The sequence below is a fragment of the Paenibacillus ihumii genome (assembly GCF_001403875.1).
GTDB lineage: Bacteria > Bacillota > Bacilli > Paenibacillales > Paenibacillaceae > Fontibacillus > Fontibacillus ihumii.
In genome coordinates this window covers 1-23796 of the sequence record NZ_LN884290.1, presented here as the reverse complement: position 1 = coordinate 23796, position 23796 = coordinate 1, and the positions used below count along the sequence as shown (strand labels likewise).

The 23796-nt window shown below is 52.4% G+C and carries 20 protein-coding genes; 2 read left to right on the top strand and 18 right to left on the bottom strand.

The features are described 5' to 3' along the window. Positions 1-37 precede the first annotated feature (37 nt). The 9 genes from BN2762_RS00115 to BN2762_RS00075 form a co-directional block, all read right to left on the bottom strand. Complete coding sequence (locus tag BN2762_RS00115; RefSeq protein WP_055105055.1) at positions 38-559, bottom strand: NYN domain-containing protein; 522 nt, start codon at positions 557-559, stop codon at positions 38-40. A 5-nt stretch (positions 560-564) separates the two neighbouring features. Continuing rightward, complete coding sequence (gene rlmB, locus BN2762_RS00110) at positions 565-1317, bottom strand: 23S rRNA (guanosine(2251)-2'-O)-methyltransferase RlmB (RefSeq protein WP_055105054.1); 753 nt, start codon at positions 1315-1317, stop codon at positions 565-567. A gap of 63 nt (positions 1318-1380) precedes the next feature. Beyond that, complete coding sequence (locus tag BN2762_RS00105) at positions 1381-1830, bottom strand: Mini-ribonuclease 3 (protein ID WP_392391550.1); 450 nt, start codon at positions 1828-1830, stop codon at positions 1381-1383. 188 nt (positions 1831-2018) lie between these two features. After that, positions 2019-3422 (bottom strand): cysteine--tRNA ligase, encoded by a 1404-nt coding sequence (gene cysS, locus BN2762_RS00100; RefSeq protein ID WP_055105053.1) that lies wholly within the window; start codon positions 3420-3422, stop codon positions 2019-2021. Positions 3423-3460: 38 nt separating this feature from the next. Further along, positions 3461-4120, bottom strand: a complete 660-nt coding sequence (gene cysE, locus BN2762_RS00095) for a serine O-acetyltransferase (RefSeq protein WP_055105052.1) — start codon at positions 4118-4120, stop codon at positions 3461-3463. A gap of 518 nt (positions 4121-4638) precedes the next feature. Further along, positions 4639-6102, bottom strand: coding sequence for a glutamate--tRNA ligase (gene gltX, locus BN2762_RS00090; RefSeq protein ID WP_187386453.1), 1464 nt, complete (start codon positions 6100-6102; stop codon positions 4639-4641). A 47-nt stretch (positions 6103-6149) separates the two neighbouring features. Continuing rightward, positions 6150-6638: a 2-C-methyl-D-erythritol 2,4-cyclodiphosphate synthase gene (ispF, locus tag BN2762_RS00085; RefSeq protein WP_055105050.1), complete on the bottom strand. Its 489-nt coding sequence runs from the start codon at positions 6636-6638 to the stop codon at positions 6150-6152. Continuing rightward, entirely contained in the window at positions 6635-7357 is a 723-nt protein-coding gene (gene ispD, locus BN2762_RS00080) for a 2-C-methyl-D-erythritol 4-phosphate cytidylyltransferase (protein WP_055105049.1), read from the bottom strand. The genes ispF and ispD overlap by 4 nt, the downstream gene beginning before the upstream one ends. Before the next feature lie 97 nt (positions 7358-7454). Beyond that, positions 7455-8543, bottom strand: a complete 1089-nt coding sequence (locus BN2762_RS00075) for a PIN/TRAM domain-containing protein (protein ID WP_055105048.1) — start codon at positions 8541-8543, stop codon at positions 7455-7457. A 281-nt stretch (positions 8544-8824) separates the two neighbouring features. Here BN2762_RS00075 and BN2762_RS00070 point away from each other — a divergent pair, with 281 nt between their 5' ends. Beyond that, positions 8825-9220: a nucleoside triphosphate pyrophosphohydrolase family protein gene (locus BN2762_RS00070; protein ID WP_055105047.1), complete on the top strand. Its 396-nt coding sequence runs from the start codon at positions 8825-8827 to the stop codon at positions 9218-9220. 963 nt (positions 9221-10183) lie between these two features. Here the strand turns inward: BN2762_RS00070 and pssA are convergent. From pssA to BN2762_RS00025, 9 genes are all read right to left on the bottom strand, one after another. Then, positions 10184-10912, bottom strand: a complete 729-nt coding sequence (gene pssA, locus BN2762_RS00065) for a CDP-diacylglycerol--serine O-phosphatidyltransferase (protein WP_055105046.1) — start codon at positions 10910-10912, stop codon at positions 10184-10186. Between the two features lie 58 nt (positions 10913-10970). Beyond that, positions 10971-12047, bottom strand: a complete 1077-nt coding sequence (gene disA, locus BN2762_RS00060; protein ID WP_055105045.1) for a DNA integrity scanning diadenylate cyclase DisA — start codon at positions 12045-12047, stop codon at positions 10971-10973. Positions 12048-12061: 14 nt separating this feature from the next. Then, on the bottom strand, positions 12062-13429 hold the full coding sequence (gene radA, locus BN2762_RS00055; protein WP_055105044.1) for a DNA repair protein RadA: 1368 nt from the start codon (positions 13427-13429) through the stop codon (positions 12062-12064). Positions 13430-13698: 269 nt separating this feature from the next. Continuing rightward, entirely contained in the window at positions 13699-16146 is a 2448-nt protein-coding gene (clpC, locus tag BN2762_RS00050) for an ATP-dependent protease ATP-binding subunit ClpC (RefSeq protein ID WP_055105043.1), read from the bottom strand. A gap of 28 nt (positions 16147-16174) precedes the next feature. After that, complete coding sequence (locus BN2762_RS00045; protein ID WP_055105042.1) at positions 16175-17233, bottom strand: protein-arginine kinase McsB; 1059 nt, start codon at positions 17231-17233, stop codon at positions 16175-16177. Positions 17234-17245: 12 nt separating this feature from the next. Beyond that, positions 17246-17764, bottom strand: coding sequence for a protein-arginine kinase activator protein McsA (locus tag BN2762_RS00040; protein WP_055105041.1), 519 nt, complete (start codon positions 17762-17764; stop codon positions 17246-17248). Positions 17765-17794: 30 nt separating this feature from the next. Further along, complete coding sequence (locus tag BN2762_RS00035) at positions 17795-18253, bottom strand: CtsR family transcriptional regulator (RefSeq protein WP_055105040.1); 459 nt, start codon at positions 18251-18253, stop codon at positions 17795-17797. Between the two features lie 560 nt (positions 18254-18813). Then, positions 18814-20100, bottom strand: a complete 1287-nt coding sequence (locus BN2762_RS00030) for an ABC transporter substrate-binding protein (RefSeq protein ID WP_148499838.1) — start codon at positions 20098-20100, stop codon at positions 18814-18816. A 6-nt stretch (positions 20101-20106) separates the two neighbouring features. Then, positions 20107-21885 (bottom strand): GGDEF domain-containing protein, encoded by a 1779-nt coding sequence (locus tag BN2762_RS00025; protein WP_222861003.1) that lies wholly within the window; start codon positions 21883-21885, stop codon positions 20107-20109. Positions 21886-22339: 454 nt separating this feature from the next. Here BN2762_RS00025 and BN2762_RS00020 point away from each other — a divergent pair, with 454 nt between their 5' ends. Continuing rightward, positions 22340-23161: a C40 family peptidase gene (locus BN2762_RS00020; RefSeq protein WP_055105037.1), complete on the top strand. Its 822-nt coding sequence runs from the start codon at positions 22340-22342 to the stop codon at positions 23159-23161. Positions 23162-23796 lie beyond the last annotated feature (635 nt).

The window sequence follows — 23796 nt, the reverse complement described above, 5'->3', positions numbered from 1 at the left end:
GTCAAGGGCATTTGGAAGGATACGATATTCCATCCGCTCATTCCCTGCGCCAACGTTCAAACATCATACGTACCTCTGGGCTGAGCTTGGCATCAATACTATTTCGACTTGTTTTGGAGCTGCGTTCGGCAATTTTCGATTGGATCTCTCTCTCATTCTCCTCGACTTGGTTCAGCAATTCCCGCGCTGAAACCCGAAGTGCTCCCTGTCCAAATATAACATGCTGCTCCACGGTGTCGCTCGTCGCGACGTAGATTTGCCTGCGCCGGCGCGTCAGCTCGCGAACCAGGCGCTCGATGCATTCATCCGCCGTTTCTTTCTCTTTCGTGAAATAAACCTCAACCTGACTCTGGCTAAAAGATTTCCCCAGACCGGGCACGCGATAGGCATCGAATACCACGATCACTTTCCTTCCGGAGAAGGCCTGATGATTGGCCAGCCTTTCCAATAAACGGTCGCGGGCCTCTTGCATTCCCACTCTGGACAGTGCGGCAAGTTCAGGCCATCCGCCAATCATGTTGTAGCCGTCCACCAGCAGGACGTCGCGCGTATCGCGCATGCCGCCTAGCCTTCGGCGCGGCGTCTGCGCAGCGCTTCGTACATAATAACGCCCGCCGCGACCGAAGCGTTCAGGGAATTAAGTCTTCCCGCCATAGGCAGCTTGAGCAGAACATCGCATTTCTCGCGCACGAGCCGCCCCATTCCCTTATTCTCGTTGCCGATCACGATAGCTACGGGTCCCGACAGCACTTGTCCTGCGGCATACATGTCCTGCTCGGCAGCCACGTCGGTGCCGGCGATCCATACTCCGGATTCCTTCAACTGCTCCATCGTCTGGGCCAAATTGGTCACCCGGGCTACCGGCACATACTCCACCGCCCCGGCCGAGGTCTTCGATACCGTGGCGGTAATCGAAGCGGAACGGCGCTTGGGAATAATAACCCCGTGGACACCGGTGCATTCCGCCGTTCGCAGTATCGATCCCAGGTTATGGGGATCCTCTATTTCATCCAGAATCAGCAGAAAAGGAGGCTCTCCGCGCTCCTCCGCCTTCTGCAGGAGATCTTCCACTTCAGCATAAGCATAAGGGGCAACCTGTGCAACAACCCCTTGGTGCTGAAGACCAGGCGCCATTTGATCCAGCTTGCGCTTATCGACGAATTGCACGATAATTCCGTGTTTTTTGGCCTCAGCGATGATCGGCTGGGTCAGATGCTTCTGGGCGCCTTCCGCTACCCATATTTTATTGATCGTCCGTCCGGCTCGCATCGCTTCCAGCAGCGAATGCTTCCCGCCGATCCATTCTTGATCGTCCATACGAATCCTCCCGGGGATTTAGGCAATCACGCCTCTTTTCCCTTGTTGTAATATATTTCATCATTAGTCGTGATCTCGCTCCAGCAGCTCGAAGCCCTGCGAAATAAGTGTTCGGAGACGATCATGCGCCCCGGAATAATAGAGATAACCGACAAGGCACTCAAAAGCCGTGGCATGGCGGTAATCGAGTACGTTCGCGTTCTTGGGAACCGTTCCCGATTTGGCGTTCCGCCCCTGTCTAACGACGTCCTGCTCCGGCTCCGTGAGCTGCGGCTCGATGAGCGCAAGCAGCCTGGCCTGCGCCTTAGCGGAGGCGAATTTCGTCGCCTGCCGGTGCAGATGGTGCGGGCGCAGATTCGGCCGGGCGATGACGCGCTGGCGCACGGCGACCTCGTAGACGGCGTCTCCGATGTACGCCAGGACCAGCGGCGGCAGCAGCCTAGCCGGCTTCGACGGCGGCTCCGGGAACCAGAGGCTCCCCTGGCCTCCTTCAGGCTGGGCCGGCAGCGACAGGGCCTCCGCCCCGTCAAGAGGCTCATTCCGAGCCTTGTCATGGGACTCGTCACGAGCCTCAGCATGAGCCTCAGCATGAATCTCTTCCGCTTCGGCAGCCTCCTCGTGGGGTTCCTGCCCTTCCCCGGTCAGCCGTTCATTCTGCTCATCGCCCGCCGGACTATCATGATTGACTTCCTTACGTCCGTTCATTTCCGGCGCCATCTCATTCCCTGCGGCGTATCCTCAAGGATGATGCCTTTGGCGTCAAGCAGATCGCGGATTTCATCAGCCCGCGCCCAATTCTTGGCTTTGCGCGCTTCAGCGCGCTCGGCGATCAGCGCCTCCACCTCATCATCCAGCAAGTCGCCTTCCTCCTCCTTCGCGATGCGCAGCACGCCGTTCATTTCCGCGAACAGCTTCTGCGCCGCCTCCAGGTCGGCCCGGCTGGCGATCGGACGCTGCAGCAGGGCATTCACTTCATTCACCCATTCGAACACGGCCGTGATTGCATCCGGCGTATTGAAGTCATCCTGCATTTTCGTATGGAATAACGACGAAATCTCACACAGCTTCGCGTCCCACTCCGGCGCAACCTCATCCGATCCCGCAGCAGCGGTCTGCAGCCGGTGGCGCAGATTGCTCACGGTATTGGCGATGCGCTCCACGCTCCGCTCCGCCTGCTCCATGATCTTCTCCGAGAAATTGAGCGGATTGCGGTAATGCGTCGACAGCATGAAATAGCGGATAGCCTCGCATTTATATTCAGCGCGGAGATCTTTGACAAGGACGCCGTTGCCGAGCGACTTCGACATTTTTTCCCCGTCGATATTAATGTAACCATTATGCATCCAATACCTTGCAAGCGGCTTGCCCGTTGCTGCCTCGGATTGAGCGATTTCGCACTCGTGATGCGGGAACTGAAGATCCTGCCCGCCGCCGTGAATGTCAAGGGTATCGCCGAGCAGTTCGCGCGACATCGCCGAGCACTCGATATGCCAGCCCGGTCTGCCTTCGCCCCATGGACTCGGCCAATGGATTTCCCCTGGCTTAGCCGCCTTCCAGAGCACGAAATCCTCCGGATTCTCCTTGCGCTCGTCCACGTCGATCCGGATGCCGAACTGCAGCTCCGAAATGTTCTGGCCCGACAGCTTGCCGTATTCCGGGAATTTCTTCGTCCGGAAGAAGACGTCTCCGCCGCTGGCGTAAGCGTACCCCTTGCTCTCCAGATCCTTAATGAAATCAATGATGGTCCCCATGCTGTCCGTCACGCGCGGATTAGCAGTAGCCCGGGGAATATCGAGTCCGTCCAGATCTTCGTAATAAGCTTGGATGAACATTTCAGCCACTTCCGGCACCGTGAGGTTCATCTCGTCAGCTTTCCGGATCAGTTTGTCGTCGACATCGGTAAAATTGACTACATAATTGACCTCATATTGCTGATTCTCCAAATAGCTTCTTACCACGTCGAAAAAAATCATCGGACGCGCGTTCCCGATATGGATATATCCGTATACCGTCGGACCGCACACATAAATGTTCGCCTTGCCCGGCTCCTGGCTCACGAAGGTCTCCTTCATCCGGGTCAATGTGTTGTATATTTGCAGTGCCATACTCACGTTCCTTTCGCAAGCTGTTGTTGGTATGTGACTTATTCTGACGTAACTCGCTCCTTGCTCAGTTGGCCCCTCAGCTCGGCAAGCTCAGACTGCAATTCGTCGATCTGGCGCTGCAGCGCCTTCATCGAATCGATAACCGGGTCCGGAAGCTGATGGCTAAGCCGGTCGAGCGGCTTCCCGCGAAGGCGTACCACTTTGCCCGGAATCCCGACCACCGTGCTCCCGGGAGGCACTTCCTTCAGAACAACGGAATTGGCGCCGATGTTGGATTGGTCCCCGATTTTGAAGGAGCCGAGAATCTTCGCTCCCGATCCGATAACGACATTATTCCCGATAGTCGGGTGGCGCTTGCCCTTCTCCTTGCCGCTCCCCCCCAGGGTAACTCCCTGATAGATAACCACATCATCCCCGATTTCGCAAGTTTCCCCGATAACGACGCCCATGCCGTGGTCAATGAATAACCGATTGCCGATCCGCGCTCCCGGGTGAATCTCGATTCCCGTAAAGAAGCGGCTGGTCTGCGAAATGATCCGGGCGGTCGTGAACCACCGGCGACGATAGAAAGCATGCGCCAGGCGGTGACTCCATATGGCATGCAGCCCGGAATAGGTGAAGATTACCTCGAACCAGCTTCTCGCGGCCGGGTCGTTATCAAATACGGCTTGAATATCAGATTTCATCCTTTTGAACATCACGCTTCCCCCTTCTCTTCCGGCTTCCCGTCCTGCTATCCCCTTAGGCTTGACGATATACAGGGATATATTTGCTGATTAAAAAAAGCGCCCCTGCAGCCTTCGCTGCAGAGACGCTTTACGCGCGGTTCCACTCTGCTTCGGACGGAAGCCGGACTCCGCTGCCTCAGGCAGCATTGGTCTTTAGGCTCCTCATCCCTCTTAGCGTCCTTAACGGGGACGATGCGGCGAAGTCTACCTGCGCATGATGCGCGCTCAACCCCGCTGCTCCCGGGTGCATTTCCGAAGCATGTATTGAGATAACTTCCACCCCGGTGCCGCAGTCGGCTCCTCGGTTATCCTCTCTGTACAATACAAATGTCTACGTACTTCTCCCGTTCTGTGCATTTCAAGCTATCAAGCTAATTCATCTGTCTTTATATTACCCGAAAGACGCCAAAACTGACAACAATTGTTTTGGGCCCTCATCTCGGGCCTACTATGCTTGCTGCTATGCTCGCTTTGCTTGTCAGCGCAGCCTAAGCGCCGCGAATTTGCGCCTTCAGCCGGTCGATTGTCCGGTCCCGGCCAAGCAGATAAATCGTCTGGTTGAGATCGCGGCCGTGGGTCTGGCCGGTCAGGGCTACGCGAATCGGCATGAACAGATTCTTGCCCTTATGCCCGGTCTCTTTCTGCACCTCTTTGATCAGCGCGGCGATATTCTCGGCCGTGTAGTCGGCGAGCGCTTCAACCTTTGCGAGGAAGACGCTCAGCACTTCCGGCACCTGCTCCCCGGACAATACGGCTGCCGCCTCCGCATCCAGCTCCAGATGCGTACGGAAGAACAGATCCGACAGTTCGACAATGTCTGAGGCTGCGGTCATCTGCTCCTGGTACAGGGCAACCAGCGCCTTGGCCCAGGCTTCCTGCTCCGGCGTAAGCTCGGCCGGCAGGCGCGAGGCCTTCTGTAAATGAGGGATCGCGAGCTTGGCGATGCGCTCAGGATCAGCTTGCTTGATGTAATGGTTATTCAGGTGGGCCAGCTTGTTTGTGTCAAACACGGCAGGGCTCCGGGACAGCCGCTTTGCATCAAAGATCGAGATCAGCTCCTCCTTCGAGAAGATCTCCTCCTCGCCTTCCGGCGACCACCCAAGCAGCGTGATGAAATTAAACATCGCCTCCGGCAAATAACCGAGATCATCGTACTGCTCGATAAACTGGATGACCGATTCGTCGCGCTTGCTCAGCTTCTTGTGATTCTCGCCCACGATAAGCGTCATATGGCCGAACACCGGCGGCTCCCAGCCGAACGCCTCATAAATCATCAACTGGCGAGGCGTATTGGACACATGGTCCTCGCCGCGCAGCACATGCGTAATGTTCATCAGGTGATCGTCGAGCACCACCGCGAAGTTGTAGGTCGGAATGCCGTCCTTCTTGACGATGACGAAATCGCCGCTCGTCTCGGACTGGAACGTGATCGGTCCCTTGACCAAATCATCGAACGTGTACGTGCGCCCTTCCGGGACGCGGAAGCGGATGCTGGCCTGTCTTCCCTCAGCTTCATAAGCAGCGCACTGCTCCGGCGTCAAATCCCGGTGCTTGCCGGAATAGCGCGGGGTCTCCCCGCGGGCCATCTGCTCCTCGCGCTCCTGCTCCAGCTCCTCTTCCGTGCAGTAGCAGCGGTAGGCCAGCCCTTTGTCCAGCAGCTCCTCCCAATATTTGCGGTAAATGTCCAGCCGCTCCGTCTGGCGGTACGGTCCGTAGTCTCCTCCGACATCAACGCTCTCATCCCAATCGATGCCAAGCCATTTCAAATAGGTCAGCTGGTTCTCTTCCCCGCCGGCGACGTTGCGCTTCACGTCGGTATCCTCAATGCGAATGATCAATTTGCCTCCATGATGCCTTGCGAACAGGTAATTGAACAGCGCGGTTCTTGCATTGCCGATATGTAAATGTCCCGTAGGACTCGGAGCATAGCGCACGCGAACCTCCGTCATAATGAATCCCCTCCTGGAATGAATAACGAATCGAAACTTCAAAAATTATTTTAAGATGATAGCATATCTTTCGTCAGGCACACAACACACAAAGCGGTAATGCCTTCTCCCCGCCCGTTGAAGCCCAGCTGCTCCGTCGTGCTTGCCTTGACATTCACCAGCTCCGGCTCCGCCCGCAGCGCCCCTGCAATAACCTCAACCATTTGCGGAATGTACGGCGCCATCTTCGGACGCTGAGCTATAATGGTCGCATCCAGATTTCCGAGGCGGTATCCGCGCTCTGCAGCCATGGCCCATACCCGCTCCAGCAGCTTCAAGCTGTCCGCGTCCTTATAGGCCGGATCCGTGTCGGGAAAATGCCTGCCGATATCGCCGAGCCCCAGTGCTCCAAGCACTGCATCCGTTATCGCATGCAGCAGCACGTCGGCGTCCGAATGGCCTAGAAGCCCCTTCTCAAAAGGAATCGTTATCCCGCCGATAATGCACGGCCTGCCCTCGACGAGCTGATGCACGTCAAATCCTTGTCCTATTTTAATCATGCGTTTCCTCTCCCTTTAGCTTCCTTCTGTGCGCGAACGAACTCGGCGTAATCCAGGTCGTCGGGCGTCGTGATTTTAATGTTGCTGTAGGCGCCCTCGACTACGCGTACCGGAGTGCCCAGCCGCTCCACAAGCATCGAGTCGTCCGTGCCCACGAACCCCTCCCGTGCCGCCTGTTCATGCGCCTCCATGAGATCCATCCGCCGAAAAGCCTGCGGCGTCTGAATGGCCCATAAGCTGCGGCGATCCGGCGTCGCGGTCACCCAGCCCTGCTCATTCACCTGCTTGACCGTATCCTTTACCGGAACAGCCAGCACGGACGCTCCGTGGGCCACAGCCGCCTCGTAGCAGGCCGTCACCTGCTCTTCCGTGACAAAAGGGCGGACGCCGTCATGCACCAGTACCCAGTTTGAGCTCATTTGAAGCAGCCCCTGGTATACCGAGTGCTGACGCTCGGCGCCGCCCGGAATAACTTTGGTTGGAGTTGTGATGCCGTATTCATCGATCCACGCCTCGGCTCGTCCTACATCCTGCTCTCCGGTGACCAGAACGATCTCGGCGATCAGAGGATGGCGGTCAAACACCTCCAGCGTGTGAATGATGATCGGCTTGTCCTGCAGCTTGAGATACTGCTTGCTCTCCTTCGTACCCATGCGGGTGCCGCGCCCGGCCGCCACGATGATCGCCCCGGCTCCGGCGCTGTTAGCTTGTGCCACCATGCTTCCCTGCCTCATCCGTTGGAATTGCGTAGGTCAGCCCGCCCGTCCCATATTGGAAAGCGGCCAGCCTTACGCAGCTATTCCCATCATAACGCTTTTACTGGGCTTTTTCCAACAGTTTTGGCTTGGCAAAAATCATCCGGCCCGCCGATGTCTGAAGCACGCTCGTGACGAGCACCTCGGTAATGGTTCCGATATAATCCCGGCCCCCTTCGACGACGATCATCGTGCCGTCATCTAGATAAGCCACCCCTTGCCCATGCTCCTTGCCATCCTTGATCACCTGGACCATAATCTCTTCTCCAGGCAGCACGACCGGCTTAACGGCGTTGGCCAAGTCATTGATATTCAGGACAGACACACCCTGCAGCTCGCATACCTTGTTCAAGTTGAAATCATTCGTTACTACCTTGCCCTGCAGCACCTTGGCCAGCTTGACCAGCTTGCTGTCCACCTCGGAGATCTCCTCGAAATCACCTTCATAGATCATGACTTTTACATCCAGCTCTTTCTGGATTTTATTCAAAATATCAAGCCCGCGCCGCCCGCGATTGCGTTTGAGCAAATCCGAAGAGTCGGCAATATGCTGCAGCTCCTCAAGCACGAACTCAGGAATAACGATCGTTCCCTCAATAAATCCCGTCTTGCAGATGTCGGCGATGCGCCCGTCAATGATGACGCTGGTATCAAGAATTTTATGCTCCTCCAGCTTGCGTTCTTCTCCCTGCCCGACCGTTCCCCATTTGCCCGATTTCCAGAACGTGGACAGCTCTTCCTTCTTTGCCAGACCGACTCTCAGCCCCATATAACCTAACAGCGCCGATATCGCGAACTGCGCGAAGCTCTGCATTGCCCCCAGCAAGGACGAGACAGGGTAGACCATTAAAGAAAGTAGTAGTCCTGCAGTCAATCCGGCCGCCCCGGCCGTCATTTCATTCATCGGTATTTCCGTAATCGCTTCGATCCACCGTCTGATTCGTGCCGATGCGATATCCGCAACAAGTGAGAACATGAATGCGCCCAGCACTGCCCCGATAGCGGCAAGCAGCAGATGCGACGCCAGAGGGCTCATCCCGCCGAACCAAGCGCGCAGCGGCTCCGGGAGCACGCCGGTGAGCCCGTCCATCGTATACCCGAGCCAGGCCCCGCTCATAGCGGACAGGATCATTAACCATCTTTTTACCATGTCTCTCTTCACCTCCAAAAATTTAAGTATGTTCTTTACCAGTATGATCCAATTTTTGGAGACGTAATCTTCGGCCGCAAAAAAATTCTAAAGAGAGCCGGAAGCTCAAAATTGACGGATTGCTGGGGTCGTTCCATGGTTCCTGTTCCCTGGAAAAATCCAGGCCGATTTCCCGATGAAAAATGGCACAATCCCCATCAATACGGGAATTCCAGCTTGATATCAGGGGAAAATGTGGCATATAATGAATGCAATTCATAATATTTGAGGTGGATGGAAAAATGAGCGCTCAAAGCCTGCAATCTTTTCAAGAACAAGTTTCTGATTTGTTACTCCGTCACCGCAGTTTGCTGGATGTCCTATCGAAGTTAGGACAAACTAACGCATCCGTCGTCCGCTCCGTCACGAAATCGGTGACTGAATGCGGTTGCATTGAGCTTCACGCTACAAAACAGCAATTCGAACCCGGCATGGATTTACAGGACGCGAAGGAGACGATCCGTAAGCATGTTCACGGAGAGCTGTGCGAGAACTGCCGGGACGCCGTCACCAATGAATTAGGCCGGAATCTCTTCTATATGTCAGCGCTTTGTAACCTGCTTGAAATCGACATGGATGAAGTCGTCAGACGTGAATCCCAGAAATGCTCTACTTTAGGATTGTTTAATTTATCATAAATTTTTACGTGCCTGCCGTGCCAGCCCTTGGAGCCCTCCTAGAGAGGGCCCAAGGGCTGCACTCCCCTCTGGGCCCCCCAAAGAGAAATAACGCGAGAGATGCCGCCTGAGCTCCTATTGGCTATTCTCTTTCTCTTGCTGGGATGTGCTTTAGATTCACCACGCAGAGCTCCCATCGCGCAATGATGGCGTCTCATGGCGCTAGCCAACTAAATCGTGGGCGCGCATTTCCCTTCAAGAGTGGGCTGTATGGGGCCATAAAGCTCCTTCGCCATCTCGCTGGCCAACCATTGCTGCTGTGCGCAACCGGTGAACAACGAAACGGAGCTAAAAACTCACCGCGAGCAGAGGTGGACGGTAGGGAACAGACGGGGACAAGAAGAGGAATGAACGAAAACAGAGCGAAAACAGAGCGAAAACGGAGCGAGATCAGACCGAACGAGACCGGACGAGACCGGGACTTTGTAACGAATCTCATAATCACTATTTGTTTAAAAACAACCCTTTGTCAAATGTAACGAAGCAGGGGAGTGTTATTTCATGATTTACTCCTCCAATAAGAAGATAAGATGCAAGTACAGTGGCTGAAATTCGTTAGATTATAAATCCTAGCAAATATGTTCAAATAACGTTGATGAGATTCGTTAGACTCGGGCGAGCGGTCAGATGCCTCCTTCAAAATGAAGGGTGGACTCGTCTAAGCGCGATATATACCTGAATTTATGACGTTAGACTTGCTTTGATGAGTTTCATCAATTTATCATCCGTCAGCTTGATTGGATGAGTTTCATCAATTTTATCACGTCACTTGCTTGGATTAGCTTCATCAGCCAGACAGCCAAATTAAACGCCCAATTGCAACAAACGGCATCTCTGCAAGGGATTCCTCTCCACCTGCCAACTTAAAAATTAGAAAAGCATGAACGCCGCAATAGGGCATTCATGCTTTTATTTTTTTGAAAATTAACGATTGTCATAAGCCTCCTCAGCTTCATCCTCCTCGGCTTGCTTGTTCCGATGGAGCAGTCTGTCGATGTTCTGCTTAAGACCGTATGCGGCATAAAGAACCAGCGGAATAAAGATAAGCTTGGATAATTCCTCGGGGAAAAACACCGCCACCATTACCGCGAACAGAACAACGAGAGGCGCCAGGGCCACGCCCTTCTTGGGGAAGCCGATCTTCTTAAAATTCGGATATCTCACAGAGCTGATCATCAAATACGAGACGAGCAGGATGCCGCAAATAAAATACGGTGCCGTAATATTCTTGTGAAACAAGGATAATGTCGCGATGACTCCGCCCGCAGCGGGAATCGGCAAGCCGATGAAATACCCCGGTATCCCCTTCTGAACGTTGAACCTTGCCAGCCTTAGCGCTCCGCACATCGGGAAAATGGCTGTGACGGCCCAGGCAATGCCGGGGTGAATGCTGTGAAAGGCAATCGTATACATCAAAAGCGCCGGGGCTACGCCAAAGGAAATAATATCCGATAAGGAGTCGAGCTCCTTGCCGAATTCGCTTTGGGCGTTAAGCGCCCGGGCTACCCGTCCGTCCAGACCGTCGAGCAGCATCGCAACGATGACCATGATCGCGGACATGCTGTATTTGCCGTCGAAAGCAAATATAATAGCCAGCATCCCGAGAAACAAGTTTCCCAGGGTAAATGCATTCGGAAGTGATTTTGTAATCATCTCTTCACCTCATGTAGATTTCCAATAATCATATTATCGGATGTTGAATCAGAATAAGTTAAATTTGCCTGTCGATGAAGGCTTGCTCCTGCAGTCTTTTCAGACCTTCTTTGATCGTTCGTGCCCGAACTTCACCGATGCCGTCTACTTCGTCCAGCTCGTCGATCGTCGCCATCAGCACCCCTGGAAGATGCTTGAAGCGCTCGACAAGGTTATGGATGATGACGTTCGGCAGGCGCGGAATTTTGTTCAGCACGCGATAACCGCGCGGAGACACGAGATCTTCGGACATCGCGGCAGAGGCCGGATAGCCAAGGAGCTTGGTAATATGGCTCATCTCAAGCAGCTCATCATCACTGGAGCGCTTCAGCCCAAGGATAATTTCACGGATGGCTTCATCATTGTCATCCTTGGCATAGTCTTTGTATAACAGCCATGCCTCTTCCTCCATATTGCTAACCAGCTCTTCCATTTGCATGCTGATCAAACGGCCCTCAGAGCCGAGCTCATTAATAAATCGCTTAATTTCCATCTTGATCCGGATGACCATCTCGACGCGCTGAATTACATTGACGACCTCAGGTACGGTTACCAGCTCCTCGAACTCGGATGCCGTCAAATTGGTCAGTGCTTGATTCAGAACGGCCCGGTATTTCTCAAGCGTCTGAATCGCCTGATTCGCCTTCGTCAGGATGACCCCGATTTCCTTCAACGAGTAGCGGAGAGCGCCTTGATACAGCGTAATGATATTACGGCGCTGGGAAATCGAGACAACGAGCTTGCCTGTCTGCTTCGCTACACGTTCCGCTGTACGGTGGCGAATTCCCGTCTCGGATGAGGATATCGAGGAATCGGGAATCAGCTGTGTGTTCGCATACAGAATTCTTTTGAGATCCTCGCTCATGATGATGGCTCCGTCCATTTTGGCCAGCTCGTATAAATAGTTCGGCGAGAAGTCGCAGTTGATGGAGAAGCCTCCTTCCACGACTTCCATCACTTCCGGGCTGTAGCCGACCACGATCAGTCCGCCCGTTTTGGCCCGGAGCACATTCTCTAGCCCGTCGCGAAAAGCAGTGCCCGGCGCAACGAGTCTCAGCAAGTCATTCATTTTCTCCGCATGGGTATTTTCTTTCATGGAATAAATGCCCCCTAATCTAACGCAACAGCTAGCGCATCTGCAACAGTATTTACACCCATCAATTGTATTCCAGCGGGACTCTGCCAGCCCTTCATGCTCTTCTCCGGCAGAATAACGCGCTTGAAGCCAAGCTTTGCCGCTTCGCGAACCCTCTGCTCCGCCCTGGAGACGGCGCGCACTTCCCCGGTCAATCCAACCTCGCCGAAAATGACATCGTCCGGCTTGGTCGGAATATCCCGAAAGCTTGAGGCAATGCTTACGGCGATTGCCAAATCGACAGCGGGTTCATCCAGCTTCACTCCGCCGGCCAGGTTCACGTAGGCATCCTGGTTTTGCAGGAACATGCCCATGCGCTTCTCCAGCACGGCAATAATCAGGCCCATCCGGTGATGGTCTACGCCTGTCGCCATCCTTCGCGGGGAAGGGAAATGCGTCGAGGCGATAAGCGCCTGCAGCTCGACCAGCATCGGACGAGTTCCCTCCATGCTTGCTACGACAGTAGAGCCCGCAACGCCAAGCGGCCGTTCAGAGAGAAATAGCTCCGAAGGGTTCACGACTTCGGTCAGGCCGGATTCGTTCATTTCGAATATGCCGATCTCGTTCGTGGAGCCGAAACGGTTCTTCACCGCTCGGAGCAAGCGGTAGGAATGATGTCTCTCCCCTTCGAAATACAGCACGCAGTCCACCATATGCTCCAGCAGCCGCGGCCCGGCAATGGCCCCTTCCTTCGTCACATGCCCGACCAGGACCGTGGCGATGCCCTGCCCTTTGGCGATGCGCATGAAGCGTGCCGTGCACTCCCGAACCTGGGATACACTCCCCGGCGCGCTCGTGACTTCCGGCAGGTACACGGTCTGGATCGAATCGATGACCAGGAAATCTGGCTTCAATTCGTCGATCGCGGCTTCAATGGCTTCCATGTCGCTCTCGCAGAGGACATACAGCTCCTGGGACAACGCCCCGAGTCTTTCCGCTCTTAGCTTGGTCTGGCGGATGGACTCCTCACCGGAGATGTACAGCACCTTCAGCCCGACCTTAGCCAGCTCGTGCGATGTCTGCAGCAGCAGTGTTGATTTACCGATCCCCGGGTCGCCGCCGACCAGGACAAGCGATCCGGGGACAACCCCGCCGCCAAGCACGCGGTTCAGTTCCCCGATTCCGGTGACGATGCGCGGTTCTTTACCGCTCTCTATGTTTATGATGGGAAGCGGTTTTTCTTTCGTATGAAATAGACCAGAGGACATGCCCTGCGTCTTAACGACTTTCTCCGTTTCTTCGACCATGGAGTTCCATGAACCGCAGCCCGGGCACTTTCCGTACCATTTCGGCGATTCATATCCGCACTCCGAGCAAAAAAACTTCGTTTTTACTTTAACCATTTCTCTCTCCTTAAAATATCTGCAAAATTTAACAAACCTTGCAGCCCGAACCACTGAGGGTAACACTCAAAGTTTACCATTGTTTCAGATTTAACGTAAAGGTTTTTCGGGTGCTTTCCGGCAAATACCGGGAGTACAAAGAAAAGACAGCCCGGGAAACGGCATTTTCCCAGGCTGTCTTGCCTAAATTTGCATTATAAGCATGCTTCAGACTTGATGCTCTAAAAGAACCTTTGTGCAATTTTACGCACCAATCGGCATGCAATGTCTTACTTCGCGTTTTTACTAAAAGCCCCTGACTTCTTCACAACCAAGCCGCCATTTTCAACGTCGATTGTCAGAGAGTCGCCTTTCTTGACGTTGCCGGTCAGCAGTTCTTCGGACAAGCGGTCCTCGATATGCTTCTGAATGGCTCTGCGCAGCGGACGCGCTCCGTAAGCCGGATCAAAGCCTTCCTTGGCCAGGAACTCCTTCGCTTGATCCGTCAGGACGAAGTCCACGTCGTATTCATGCAGCCGCTTGCGCAGCTCTTCCGCCATCAGCGTGACGATTTCGCCGATGTGCTTCTGCTCCAGCGAGTGGAATACGATAATTTCGTCGATCCGGTTGAGGAATTCCGGACGGAAGCTCTTCTTCAGCTCCTCCATCACTTTGCCCTTCATGTTATCATAGTCGGCCCCGGAATCATCGACGGCAGTGAAGCCAAGCCGCGTGTTGCGTCTGATTGCCTCGGCCCCTACGTTAGAGGTCAGGATAATCAGCGTATTGCGGAAATCCACTACACGCCCTTTGGAATCCGTCAGCCGGCCATCCTCAAGCACCTGCAGCAGGATATTGAACACCTCAGGGTGCGCCTTCTCGATTTCATCCAGGAGGACGACGGAATATGGCTTGCGGCGTACCTTCTCGGTCAGTTGGCCGCCTTCTTCATAACCGACATATCCCGGAGGGGCGCCAACAAGGCGAGCCGTGGAATGTTTCTCCATGTATTCCGACATGTCGATACGGATAACGGCGTTCTCGTCTCCGAACATAGCTTCGGCCAGAGCCCGGGCCAGCTCGGTCTTACCGACCCCTGTAGGTCCCAGGAAAATAAAGGAGCCCATCGGACGCTTCGGATCCTTGAGTCCGGCGCGCGCCCGGCGAATCGCCCGGCTGACCGCCTTCACCGCTTCATCCTGACCGATGACGCGCTCATGCAGGATTTGCTCCATATTGAGCAATCTTTCCGTCTCTTCTTCCTTCAGCTTGTTCACCGGTATACCGGTCCAGCTTGCTACAACCTGGGCGATGTCCTCAGGTGTAACTTCGGAATCGGTACGGCCCTGCTTCTCCTTCCATTGGTTCTTCGTTATATCGAGCTCCTCGCGGATTTTCTGCTCCGTGTCGCGCAGTGCGGCTGCCTTCTCGAACTCCTGGCTCTGCACGGCCGCATCCTTCTCCTTGCGGATATCCTCCAGACGGCTCTCCAGCTGCTTCAGGTTAGGCGGAACCGTGTAAGAGTTGAGCCTTACCTTCGAGCCGGCCTCGTCGATCAGGTCGATCGCCTTATCCGGCAGGAAGCGATCCTGGATATACCGGTCGGACAGCTTCACCGCCTGTTCGATCGCTTCATCGGTAATTTTTACGCGATGGTGAGCCTCATAGCGGTCGCGAAGCCCATGCAGAATTTGAATGGCTTCTTCAACGGACGGCTGATCGACCGTAATGGGCTGGAACCGGCGCTCCAGCGCGGCATCCTTCTCGATGTATTTGCGGTATTCATCCAATGTCGTTGCCCCGATGCATTGCAGCTCTCCGCGGGCCAGCGCCGGCTTCAGGATGTTCGAGGCATCGATAGCGCCTTCCGCCCCGCCTGCGCCGATTAGGGTATGCAATTCGTCAATGAACAGGATGATATTTCCGGCTTGGCGAATTTCGTCCATAATTTTCTTCAAACGGTCTTCAAATTCACCGCGGTATTTAGTGCCAGCTACAACTGATCCCATATCCAGCGTCATGACTCTTTTATCACGCAGGGTCTCGGGAATTTCGTTATTGATGATTTTCTGTGCCAGCCCCTCGGCAATAGCGGTTTTACCTACCCCAGGCTCGCCGATCAATACCGGGTTGTTCTTTGTCCGGCGGCTTAGCACCTGGATGACCCGCTCAATTTCCTTGCTTCGGCCGATGACCGGATCCAGATTGCTCTCTTTGGCGGACTCTGTCAAATCGCGGGCCAGGCTGTCGAGCGTCGGCGTGTTCACATTGGCCGGCGTGCCATGATGGCTGGATACAGCCTCGCTGCTGCCCAGCAGCTGCAGTACCTGTTGGCGCGCTTTGTTCAAGCTGATGCCCAGGTTGTTCAGCACACGGGCGGCAACGCCTTCGCCCTCGCGAATCAGCCCTAGAAGAATATGCTCCGTCCCTACATACGTGTGGCCGAGCTTGCGAGCCTCATCCATGGACAATTCGATAACCTTCTTGGCTCTCGGCGTATAAGCGATATTCGTCGGCTGTTCCTGGCCCCGCCCGATTAGCGTCTCCACTTCGTCCTGAATTTTCTCGAGGCCCAGTCCAAGGCCGATCAATGCTTTAGCAGCAATGCCTTCCCCTTCACGAATCAACCCAAGCAGAATATGCTCCGTTCCAATATTGTTATGCCCCAGCCGAACGGCTTCTTCTTGGGCAAGTGCCAAAACCTTCTGGGCACGCTCCGTAAATCTTCCAAACATCATACTCCTACACCTCCATGAATGTTGTTCCTTATTTACCCAATTTCTCTCGGATCAGCTTAGCGCGATACATATCACGTTCACCCGGAGACATGCTGACCTGGAATTTCTTCTGCAAAAAACCAGGCTGGGTCATGACATTCAATTCATTCAATACCTGCACAGGCAGCGTATCAATCAACCCCAGGTCCACGCCGAGTCTGACATCGGACAGCCGTTGCGCCGCTTCCTTGGAATCCATAATCGCTGCATATAACAATATGCCGTAGGAACGCATGACGCGGTCGGTCATCCGCAGGCGGGATTCGGAGAGCAATCTCTCTCTGGCCGACTTCTCATGCTCGATGATCTGCATCACGACGCTGTACAAATTTTCAATAATTTCAGATTCGCTTTGTCCCAGTGTAATCTGATTTGAGATTTGAAACAAGTTCCCTGTCGCTTCGCTGCCTTCACCGTAAATGCCGCGAACCGTCAAGCCGACCTGGGATACGGCAGACAGAATCCGATTAATCTGCTGGGTAAGCACCAGCGCGGGCAAATGCATCATGACCGATGCCCTGAGTCCTGTCCCTACATTGGTAGGGCAGCTGGTGAGGAAGCCCCGGTTGTCATCAAAGGCATAATCGACATGCGCTTCGAAAATATCGTCCACCGAGGTCGCCTTCTCCCAAGCCTCGTCGATCTGCAGCCCCGGATATAGGCATTGAATGCGCAGGTGGTCCTCTTCATTCACCATAATGCTGAGGCTTTCGTCTTCGCTGATGAATACGGCGCCATGCCTGGACTCGTTAGCCAAATTCGGGCTGATGAGATGCTTCTCTACAAGTACGCGCTTATCCAGCTCATCCAAATCGGCGAGAAGAACCGGCGACAATTGCCCGAACTGCTGCATCCGTTCGTCTTCCAATACGCTCTTCAGCTGATTTAGCACATCCTCGGACTGCTGGTTGGTCGCCAGCATAGGAAATGGTCTGTTCAGCAAATTTCGAGCAATTCGGACACGGCTGCTAATGACGATTTCGGACTCCTTGCCTCCGCTTCTCATCCATTCGCTAAGCGGTTGTTCTGTAAACCGAAGATTTGCCATCGCCCACTCCTCCTATTCCTCGGATATCTTCTTCTCAAGCTCGCGTATTTGATCCCGCAGGGCTGCGGCTTCCTCGAATTCTTCCTGATGAATCCGGTACTGCAGCTCTCTGCGGAGATCATCGAGCTTGCGTTTGACTTGAATGTGGCCTCCGACCCTTTTCGGGACTTTGCCCACATGAACCGTATTGCCATGGACTCTCTTGAAGAGCGGGTCAAGACGGCCATTGAAATATTTATAACAGGAGCTGCATCCAAAGCGTCCGATTTTGCTGAATTGCGAATAGGTCAGCCCGCACTCTTCACAGCGCAGGTTCTCAGGAGCCTTGCTGCCTTGAGTGTGGCTCCCCGGGGTGAAATCCAGCAGTCCGGATAACAGGTTATGGATTGAAAATCCGCCTGAGGTTCCTGGAATTAGCTCTCCCTTCTCTCTGGCACAGGCTTCACAAATGTGAAACTCCGTTTTCTCACCGTTCACAATCTTGGTAAAATGCAGTGTTGCAGGTCGTTTGCCGCATTCCTGACAATGCATGGAACGTCCCCTCCCTTACGGATAGACTCGTTAACCTAAAAGTGAAATCAACATGGCCTTCATGATTCTTGCCCGAAGCCGATCGCGATCCGGCAGCTTCAGCATCAATACTTCCCTGGAGATAGCCGCCCGCATCAGAGCCGCCTCGCGGCTGTTCAAGAAACGAGCTTCCTCCAATTGATATATTAGCCCTTCTGCAGCCGTTTGACCCATTTCATCGCCAATCGTCTGGTGCAGATGCGTATGCAGGCTGGTCGGACCAGGCAGCTCAATCCGCCGGATCCTGATGTAACCGCCGCCGCCCCGCTTGCTTTCCACCAGATACCCCTTTTCCAGAGTAAACCTCGTACTGATTACATAATTGATTTGCGATGGTACACAGGAAAACCGGTCAGCCAGATCATTGCGTTGAATTTCAACGGTTCCTTCAGGACTTTGATGCAGAATACCCTTTAGATATTGTTCAATAATATCGGAGATATTACGCAATCCATCATCCCTCCCATGCTCAAACGTTCAGCCGACACGACATGCCGTCTCGTCCGGCAAAGTACTCCGTATAATTCGTTTTGTGGCTACCGTTTGTTGACTTTGACTTTCTTTGACTTTAACTTTATTATAACACATTTTCTCGCTTTGCCAAGAGGTGCCTTATACAATTCAGTGTAACCTAAGGTGGCAAAGTTATTCAATAAACGATGTTGATTGGATAAGAGCATGACGGCAATAACGCTGCATGACGACAGCCGTTCCGCCTCAAAGCAGTAACAAATCGGTTAACGGACATGAGAGGCCTCTAGACCTTACCTCAAGAACATAATTAGCGGGCTTCCTTTTAACTGGACATCCCTTCTCAAGGACATCAGCGGGATTTAGCCCTGCTGGTTAAAGGATTAATATGGAGTTTTTTTGCGATCGGTGTCATTGTATGTCCGTTAACCACTGAAATTCATTTCGATAACTGAGCATGGAACGAACGGGCTCGAGTAGTCGAACCCTTCTTTCGACATTCAAGCCAAGCCGTCAAATCCTGCCGATTTATCTTCGTTTCACGACCCGCCCGATCCGACAAATTTAGACAGCTGCGCTCGATCCGCCTCCGTGATCAGTTCCATATATTCGGACGTCTCCTGAAGAACATCGGCTGCAGGACGATTCGTCTCAATCATCCATTGAACTCTGCTGTTCCAAATACTCTCCACTTGTTTGTCGAGCGGAGACGGGAATAGCGATGAGGGATTACTCACACTACGCTCGATTAACGGGAGCAGATCCTGCCCACCGAGATAATTTTGTTTGGACTTATCCATATAAGGCTTGGTTAGCGTTGACATCAGCTTGATATAATTCCAGGCCATCGCTTTATTTTTGGAAATTTTCGCGATCCCTGCCGCAGAGCCGCTATGAAACCCGGAGAGTCCCAGCGGCAATTCGGCTGCTCTCCATTTTCCGGACAGATCAGGAGCCCAGTCCATAAGATTTCCGATCCCCCAGGATCCCATATACACCATCGCAAGCTGACCGCTCTGCAAAGCTTCCTGACCGACCGTATCCCATACCGAGCTTCTTAGGGACAAGCCGGAATGTTTGACTGCTCTGGACACCTTGAGGGCGCTTTCAAAATCCTTCCCGGAACGGTTGAACTTCAGTTGATCATCAAACATAGTGTAAGCCATTGAAGCCACATTCATCGGGTCAGATTCGTACTGAAAAATATAAATATTTTGCTTCTTTAATTCTGCAGCCATATAAATCCAGTGATCGGGATCCTTCAAATACGTCGACAATTCATCCGGCTCCGATGGAAATCCATTCTCCGCAAGCAAATCCTGCCTATAGAATATAAGTCCTGACGTTATGTCTAATGGAATTCCCAGCAATTTGCGGTGACCCAAGCTTGAATACAGCGGAACATATTTATCCGGGATTTTCTCTGTATAGGCCCTGGTATCGTACGGATTTCGGGATAAATCTTCAAGGCAGTCAATCCCATTCAGCTTGCTGATATAGTCGCCGTCAAAGACCAGAATATCAGGTGCGCTGCCATCATGGCACGCTTGAATAAAATCATCAATAATTTCATTGAAATCAATGATTCTGGCCTTCACCTTTACATCTGGATATAGCGATTCAAAATACTGCGTAGTGCCGGAAACATCAAAATGAGACCAAATCATTAATTCATTACTCTGCCCTTTGCTATTCTTAGCGATTCCGTCCAGTGGAGGGGCTTCTCTGATTTCCGGGGTAACGGGCACCAAATGCATCGCATGCCTGCCGCAGGCGGCCAAAAGCAATATACATAGCGTCAATAGTACAGGCCGAATATTTAGCACCTTCTGTCACTTCCGTTCTTGATGTCTTTGAAAATCCGAATAGTAAACATATTTGCTGCCGCCCTCTGTCTTTGCTGCATACATCGCCTTATCCGACAGATTGAGAATTTGCTCAAAATTGAAACCGTCTATCGGATGGACGGCAACACCGATGCTCAGGCTTAATTCACATGGCCTATCCTTAATCAGAATAGGCCGGCCAAAGGCGGCTAGCAATCGCCTACAGATATGATCGATCTCCTCGTGGCTCGTTTGCTCAAGCACAACGACAAATTCATCGCCCGCCAAGCGGTAAGCGGAGCCTTGACCAGAGAGGCCTTTGATCATCAATGCAGCCTCGCGAAGTAATTCATCCCCCGCTGCATGCCCCATTGTATCGTTTACCGTTTTGAATTTATCCAGATCGATAAACAAGAATGCAGTCAGCCCGGCATCCTCCCCCGAACTCTCCTCCATTAGCTGAAGGTATTTCATGAAACAATTCCGGTTCGGCAATTGAGTCAAGCTATCGGTGAAAGCCAGCTGACTAAGCAATTTTTCCTGCCTCTGCAGCTCTTTCGTTTGTTGTTTCAGATTACGGTGCATTTCCTCCGATTCCCTAAACATCGCCGAGAGCTTGCTGGCTATTTGGTTAAAATTGTTTTTAAGCCAATTTAACTCCAGAATCGGGCTGTTCTTTAGATTTAGCACCCTGTTTTTTTGGATCTCTTCCGGCAGACTGGCGGTGGCTTGAATCAGATTCATCACATAACGGATCAGCGAGCGGCTAATGACTAAGCAGACCAGAGCCGCCACGGTCATACTACCCAGAATAAAAGCGAAATTTACCGTATAAACGTAATAAATGTCTTTAGCGAAATAAGAAAACGGAATTTCAATCTGAACCCTGATCGCTGGTTCTGAAAGCAGAGCATCATATACAAAATAGGAATTCTCCCAATCCGCTGAGCTGTAATAGCGCGAATGCTTCGGAAGCCATAGCAGCAGGCTCGGGTTGACCTGGTATAGCGTTCCTTTGGTCATCCAAGCAGGTTGCCCGGCACTACCGCTGCCCTTAGCATGCTTAGCGATTAGCGGCTTCCCCTGTGAATCCGTAATTGTAATTTGCAGCGGCCTGTTCGTATTCATATAATTCTCGGTCATTTCCTGCAGCCGCCCCAGCTGAATCAGAGAGCTAAGCCGAAGCAAGCGTTGGTCAGCCTCGTTCCAGCTCCGCAGCTGCCCCTCCAGCCCTTTTGCGACGGAGGAAGTTAAATTTGCAGCCCGTTCGGTAATCATTTTACTCTGATACCACCCGATAATGACGGCAAAAATGATGAAAGGAATCGTCACGGATGCGATCGCCAGGTGAGATAGCACTTTGTTCAGGTTCACTGGCTGATCCCCCGTTATCCTGCGGAAAGCAGGCATGTAAGTTGTCAGCAGTTCTCCAATTAGCGCATTAAACAAACCGTTCACAATGGATATCAGCAGCAAAAGCAGAGCACTGCTCCACGGATGAACCTGCTGCAAATAGGCTAGCCATAGAACAAACGGAGTCCCCAGCAGGATCCAGAATGCAGCATCCGTATATAAATAATTTCTGCGGCTGCGTTTTTGAAATAAGGCAAGGAACATCATTTCCAGAACTAAAACCCAAACGAAAAGAGGCTCATCCCAGATCAGCCATTGCAGCGACCCGAAAACAGCAGCCAGTGCCAATGCAGGCACAGCACCCATCACAGCCATTGCGACAATCATGATCAATCCCGCGATTTGAAGATGGTACCCATAAATAATCGGCATTGAATATTGATACAGCAATACAGCTGTCCCTAAGAAAAGCAAGAAAAGTCCGGCGCTCCGCAATAATCTAGTAGTTGACGACATTGATGTTCTCCCTGCTTTTTATGATTTAAGTGTAATTCGAGGAGCGTCACAAAATTCCTGCCTGCCTTCCCTTATTGCGCTTCTTTTTATGTAGGCTAATGAAATAGAACAATAATGCAGCAGCTTCCCCCGAGCGTCGTATCAATACTCCGCTAACGTTCCATGAGAAATACCTCGGGACTAGCGTTAACGTTCCATAAGGAGCACCGTCGAGACTCACTATTGACATTCCATGAGGAGCACTGTTGAGCAAAGCCAGGCCAAGGGCCCCCTCTAAAAATATCGATGGCATATTCGTTAACAACCGTTCTCTGGATAAACAAAGCGCGGATCAGGATATCCTATAAAAAAAATTAACGGAGGCGTTATTGTGAAAAAACTAATTATCACCGCTATGCTTGCAACTGTAATGCTCCCGCAAACCTGCTTTGCGGTTCCATACGATCAATATCCAGCCAAGGGCAACGAAACGTTCTGGGACATCGCCAAGGAATTTGATGTAGATGCTTCTGAGCTACAAAAAATTAATTCCTTAGTGGATCCGAAAAACATTTGGAGGGGGTTGTTGATCAGCCTGCCTCACGGTCATAAGCCGACGCCTGGATTAATCCCTGCGAGCGCAGTGTCCAGAACCACTTATACGATACAAGCTGGCGATACGTTTTGGGACATTGCTCAAAAAAATGGGATCCCCCTTTCCTATTTGCTGGAGGCCAATCCTAAGGTGGAAAATCCGCATCAGATCTTTCCCGGCCTGGTCATTAATATCCCCACCGCTCCGCCCTCAATAGCACCGAACGCGAATTGGGAGGAAAAAGCAGATTACATCATCGCCGCAGCCAAGGATCAGTTTGATGTTCCATATGTCTGGGGCGCTGAAAAACCATGGGTGGCACTGGATTGTTCGTCCTTCACTCAATACGTTTACGGCAGGGCCGGCATCAAACTGCCCCGCACTTCCAATTGGCAATACCAATATGGAACCTACGTGCCAAAAGATCAGTTAAGAAAAGGGGATCTCGTATTTTTTAAAGAGCATGGCTCGAAAACAATCACTCACGTCGCAATCTATTTAGGGAATGACTTGATGATTAACGCCGATACCGACCCGAGGGACGGAGTCCAGCTTGAATATATCTTCGGGGACGACTACTATGGTGCCGCATATGCGGGAGCAAAACGTTATTTCTAAACATGTGCGCAACATTTATCGGTAAGATAGTGGGATTAGTCGGGACGCCTTAGATCAATCAGATAATGGTGAATTTTCAAGCTGATGAATGCTTCGCGGATTGGGGTACTGAAGAGGTATTTGGCGAGTATTAGGGAGTTAGGGCATTATTGTGGGATGCAATACTGCGGGGCCCTTTTAGGTGAGCACTATTCTTGCAGGAGCACTTAGCGTTATTCGGGGGAGCGATATGCGGAGTGCGCTATTTGGGGGAGCGCTTTCGGGAGACCGATTTTCGAAGGAGCGCTAAGCGATATTCAGGAGAGCGATATTCTACGGGATAAATTATTCGGCGAGAGCGCTATCGCAGGAGTATTATTGGGGGCACAATACGAGGAGCATTATTCGAAATGTAGTACAATTAGAGATGATCTAGCTGTATTTCCTACATCTAGTTGATAGGTTTTTGGCCTATCCTAGGCGGCTAAGCAGCTAAACTCCAGAGCCTATACTTAGTATTGCCAAGTAGCTAACTGCAGAACTGGACTTCTGTCAAGAAAGTGGACACCTATTAAGTGAAAGTTTATGCCGTCTCCTTCTTGAATTGCGCAGCAAATTGAACCGGCGACAAATAGCCGATTGAACCGTGGATTCGT